This is a genomic window from Rhodopseudomonas sp. BR0C11, assembly GCF_010820945.1.
Lineage (GTDB): Bacteria > Pseudomonadota > Alphaproteobacteria > Rhizobiales > Xanthobacteraceae > Rhodopseudomonas > Rhodopseudomonas palustris_H.
Genome location: NZ_QTKI01000368.1, coordinates 1 through 4,915, shown reverse-complemented (window position 1 = coordinate 4,915; position 4,915 = coordinate 1). Strand labels below are relative to the sequence as shown.

Below are 4,915 nucleotides of genomic sequence, written 5' to 3'. Positions count from 1 at the left end.
GGACAGGCGATGCGGTCGCGCGGCTGGTGGGCTCGGACGACGTGCTGCGGCCGCGGCTGCGGATCATCGCCGACGACCGTCTGGCAGGCGCGCCGCGCGAAGCGGTGCAGACCCGTCTCGACCTGTGGCTCAAGACCCATGTCGAAAAGATCCTCGGACCGCTGTTCGAACTCGGCAAAGCCGAGGATGTCAGCGGCATTGCCCGCGGCATCGCCTTCCAGCTGATCGAGGCGCTCGGCGTGCTGGAGCGCGCCAAGATCGCGACCGAGATGAAGGATCTGGACCAGCCGTCGCGCGCGACTTTGCGCAAATACGGTGTGCGGTTCGGCGCCTACCACATCTACTTCCCCTCGCTGCTGAAGCCGGCGGCGCGAGCGCTTGCCTCGCTGCTGTGGGCGCAGAAGCAGGACAATGTCGACCTTGCCGCGCTGTCCAGCGCGCAGCATCTCGCCGGCAGCGGCCGCACCTCGTTCCCGGCCGACAAGGCGCTGGATCGCGATGCCTACCGCACGCTGGGCTACCGGCTGTGCGGCGAACGCGCCGTCCGTGTCGACATTCTCGAACGTCTCGCCGACCTGATCCGGCCCGCGCTGGCGTGGCGTGAAGGCGCGCCCGGCGAGAAGCCGGCGGGTGCCTTCGACGGCCGCAGCTTCGTCGTCACCCAGGCGATGACGTCGCTCACCGGTTCGGCCGGCGAAGACTTCGCGTCGATCTTGAAGGCGCTCGGCTACCGCATGGAGCGGCGCCCGGCGCTGCCCCAGGCACCGAAAGCTGCCGAAGCGGCGGCTCCGGCCTCGACCGAGGCGGCTAGCACGACCGAAATGTCGGCTGAAGATCAGGCCATCCTGGCCGGCGCGATCGCGTTCGAGCCGTCGCCCGCCGACGGCGAGGCTGCCGAGCCTGCGCCGAGTGCCGACGAACAGCCCGTCGCTGAGCAGCCCGTCGCCGAGCAGTCTGTGGCTGTTGCAGCGGAGCCGGTTGCGGAAGCCACCAACACCGAGACTGCGGAGCAGCCCGCTGCTGACGCCGGCGAAGCCTCCGCGACCGAAGCGACGGCAGCCGAAGCTTCGCCCGCAGCTGCCGGCGACGAAGCAGCGCCGGCCGCCAAGGCGGAGCCGGAGCTGGTCGAAGTCTGGCGTCCAGGTGGACGCTCCGACGAGCATCGGCCGCGCCACGATCGTAACCGCCATCGCAATCGTCCGCAGCACGGTGCTCCTGCCGGCGCGACTGAAGGCGAAGCGGCCGAAGCCAAGGGTGACCGTGGTGGAGGGCGCGGCAAGGGTGATTTCCGTCGCAATCGGCGCGATCAGGAAGGTGAAGGCGGGCGCCGCGAGGCTTCCGGCGAAGGACGGCCGCCGCGCGAGCGCTTCAAGGGCCGCGACAAATTCCAGGACAAGTATCAGGGCGGGCCGAAGGGTGGCCGCGACAACCAGGGCGGCTCGCACCGGCAGGTGCATTCCAGCGCCCCGCGTGAGCGCGACCGGCCGATGGATCCGAATTCGCCGTTCGCCAAGCTCGCCGCGCTGAAGGAGCAACTCACCGCCGGCCGCAAGGACTAAGGCGCGCCGGCACAGCCAGTGGTTCGGGCTTGGAGCGTCAGCGTCTCGATAAATGGCTGTGGCATGCGCGCGTCGTGCGGGCGCGCACCAGCGCTGCAGCTCTGGTCGAACGCGGCCACGTTCGCATCAACGGCGTGCGCGAGACCTCACCGGGGCACGGCATCAAAGCCGGCGATGTGCTGACGATTGCGCTGGATCGTGGCGTGCGGGTGCTGAAGGTGGTTGGGTTCACGGAGCGCCGTGGCGACGCCGAGTCGGTTACTGGACTTTATGCCGATCTCGGAATGCCACGGGAATAGGCATCGACACTTGCGGCTGCGGAGCTCCTGCGGTACGCAAACACTCAAAATTAGAACCGTTCCGGAGCGTTGGGATGACTTACGTCGTCACTGAAAACTGCATCAAGTGCAAATACACCGACTGCGTTGAAGTCTGCCCCGTGGATTGTTTCTACGAGGGCGAGAACATGCTGGTCATCCATCCGGACGAATGCATCGACTGCGGCGTGTGCGAGCCGGAATGCCCGGCAGAAGCGATCAAGCCGGATACCGAGCCGGGCCTTGAGAAGTGGCTCGAGCTGAATTCGGAATACGCCAAGACGTGGCCGAACCTGACCCAGAAGAAGGACGCTCCGGCGGACGCCAAGGAGTTCGACGGTCAGGCCGGCAAGTTCGAGAAGTACTTCTCTTCGGAGCCGGGTTCGGGCGACTAAGCCGAAGGTCTTGAGAAGGCCGGCTCAGCCGGCCGACCAGCTTAACCCTGTTGACGAGATGAGCCCCGGGGCACCGCCCCGAATGGGCTGGAATCGTCATAAATCATTGATTTTTGCGGGGAATGTGCTATATTTAGCACATTCGTCAACTCCGGCATGCCGTTTTTGCGGCCGGGAAGGGTTCCCCGTCAAAAGCAACGAACAGGGGCGTGGCGGTTCCACGCGCAGGCTGTGTCACAGAAAACGCGTAAAACGAGTGTTTCTTCAAAGGGTGCCAAGTCGGCATCTGCGGCCAGCCGCGGAGCCACAAAGAGCCGTTCGAAGGCTTCTGTCAAGGACACCCGGACAGCCGCCAAAGCGACCGCCGCAAAGGCTTCTGTTTCCAAGACCCAGACCAAGGCGGGCGCCAGCAAGGCGAGCGCCACCAAACACGCTACCGCAAAGGGGTCTGCTGCAAAGGCTTCGGCCTCTAAAGCTCCGGCCTTCAAGTCCTCGAAAATCAAAAGAAGTGAAATGCCAACCAAGTCTGCGAAAACTCCCGCCAAGCCGGCGGCCTCCAAGCCCGTCGCCGCACCCAAGCCGGCGGCGAAGCCTGCCAAGGCTGCCGTTGCCCCCAAGGCGGAGGTGAAGGCCGAGGTCAAGACCGAGGTGAAGGCGCCCGTTGCCAAGGCGGCGGTAAAGCCGGAAGTGAAGCAGCCGGTGGCGGCGTCCAAGCCGGCGGCCCCGGCGCAGGCGCGCGTCGAGGAGCCGAAGAAGGCCGTGACCCAGCGTCAGGGCTTCAAGGCCAATGAATTCGTGGTCTATCCGGCCCACGGCGTCGGCCAGATTCTGGCGATCGAGGAGCAGGAAATCGCGGGCGCCAAGCTCGAGCTGTTCGTCATCAACTTCATCAAGGACAAGATGACGCTGCGGGTGCCCACCGCAAAGGTCGGCAATGTCGGTATGCGCAAGCTGTCCGATCCGGCGCTGGTGAAGAAGGCGCTGGAGACGCTGAAGGGCCGTGCCCGCGTCAAGCGGACGATGTGGTCGCGCCGGGCGCAGGAATACGAAGCCAAGATCAATTCGGGCGACATCGTCGCGATCGCCGAGGTCGTCCGCGACCTGTATCGCTCGGAATCACAGCCGGAGCAGTCCTACAGCGAACGCCAGCTCTATGAAGCCGCGCTGGATCGTCTGTCGCGCGAGATCGCGGTGGTCCAGCACATCACCGAGACCGAAGCCGTCAAGGAAGTCGAGAGCCAGCTCGCCAAGAGCCCGCGCCGCGGCGCCAAGGCCGAGGCGGAAGCCGAAGCCGAGTCCGATGCGGATCTCGACGGCGATTCCGACGACGAGGCGGTGACCGACGAGGCCGCGTAAGCAGCCGCATTCGGTTTGAAGCAATCAAGGCCCGGCCATCCAGCCGGGCCTTTTTCGTGGGCCAAGACCTGTTCTTCGGTCAGTCGACGACGATCTTCACCAGCTCGCGCGGCTTGACCTGGGCGTGAGCGTCGAGGCCGTTGAGCACACGGAAGCGCTCCAGCGGCCGGTCGACACCCGACATCCGGTGCGACAGCGACTCCACGGTGTCGCCGGGCTGCACGCTGATCACCTTGATACGCAGCGGCCGCGCGGCCTGGATCTCCTCGAGCGACAGCCGCCGGAACGAATTCACCGTCTCGCGGGCGTTGCGGTCGCTCTCGGCGGTGCGCTGCCGGGTCGCGAAGATGAAGCGATAGACGTCGCTGCCAAACCGCAACGCATAGACCCTGAACTGCCACTGCTCACCGCGCGCCGTCACCGACGCGGTCGGGAAGCCGTTGACGGTCAGTTCCTCGGTCGAGCTCTTGTCGACGTTTTCCATCCAGCCGGAGTTTAAATAGTCGGCGAGCGACTGCTCTGCCGGCACCCGAACGACATCGAACCGCATTGCCTGATTGCCGCCTTCGCGCAGGCCGATCACCGCCTGCGCGGTGTTGTCGAGCGTGAACGAGTCGGGCACCTGGAAGGTGAAGCCGAGCTTGGGATGTAGGAAGCGCCGGCCGCGCACGAAGCCTTCGCTCGGGTCTTCGCCATAGACGATATTGTCGATCGCGTTGAGATAGGCCTCGCGGTCGCGCTCGCCACGTTCACCACGCCAGCCGCCCTGCGGCGCGGTGTATTGCCGGGCGTTGTTCTGGGCGTTGCTGACGCGCTCCGGCGTCGCCGGATGCGACGACAGAAAGTCGGTGCGGCTGTCGCCGGTGGCGCGATTGGCCTTGAGCGCCGCGTTGCGCTCCATCGCGGTGAGGAAGCGCGCCGCGCCGTAAGGATCGAACTGCGCCCGCGCCGAGATGCCGATGCCGATGCCGTCGGCCTCGAGCTCCTGCTGGCGCGAGAAACTCGCCATCGACAGCTTGGTTTTGGCCAGCGCCAGCGCCGTCATGCCCGGGTCGTTGCCCATGTCGGTGACGACGCGCGCGACCAGCGCCGCTTGGCGTGCCTGGTCCTCGCGGATGGCGGCGTGCTTGGCCAGCACATGCGCCATCTCGTGCGACAGCACGGACGAAAGTTCAGACGTATCGGTGGCGAGCGCGATCAGGCCGCGGGTGACGTAGAGCTGCCCGGTCGGCAGCGCGAAGGCATTGACGGCACCTGAATTGAGGATCGTCACCTTGTAAGTCAGATC

4 protein-coding genes and 1 pseudogene are annotated in these 4,915 nt (G+C 65.9%); 4 read left to right on the top strand and 1 reads right to left on the bottom strand.

Translation table 11 applies throughout. The features are described from left to right. From DYI24_RS21260 to DYI24_RS21240, 4 genes and pseudogenes are all read left to right on the top strand, one after another. Positions 1-1,559, top strand: a pseudogene (locus DYI24_RS21260) (helicase-related protein); the annotation flags it as partial. A gap of 29 nt (positions 1,560-1,588) precedes the next feature. Further along, a complete protein-coding gene (locus DYI24_RS21255; RefSeq protein WP_107342705.1) occupies positions 1,589-1,858 on the top strand; it encodes an RNA-binding S4 domain-containing protein in 270 nt (89 codons plus the stop codon). Positions 1,859-1,932: 74 nt separating this feature from the next. After that, positions 1,933-2,271, top strand: a complete 339-nt coding sequence (gene fdxA / locus DYI24_RS21250) for a ferredoxin FdxA (RefSeq protein ID WP_164573739.1) — start codon at positions 1,933-1,935, stop codon at positions 2,269-2,271. Positions 2,272-2,502: 231 nt separating this feature from the next. Continuing rightward, positions 2,503-3,627 carry a CarD family transcriptional regulator gene (locus DYI24_RS21240; protein ID WP_408017628.1) on the top strand — a complete coding sequence of 375 codons (1,125 nt, stop codon included), beginning with the start codon at positions 2,503-2,505 and terminating at the stop codon, positions 3,625-3,627. Positions 3,628-3,706: 79 nt separating this feature from the next. Here DYI24_RS21240 and DYI24_RS21235 read toward each other — a convergent pair. Then, the coding region (locus DYI24_RS21235; RefSeq protein ID WP_164573737.1) for a M48 family metalloprotease at positions 3,707-4,915 on the bottom strand (1,209 nt) is incomplete at its 5' end.

What these genes read in the sequence shown, in the direction of transcription:
- fdxA (WP_164573739.1), top strand. Translation starts at nt 1,933, where the DNA reads ATGACTTACGTCGTCACTGAAAACTGCATCAAGTGCAAATACACCGAC.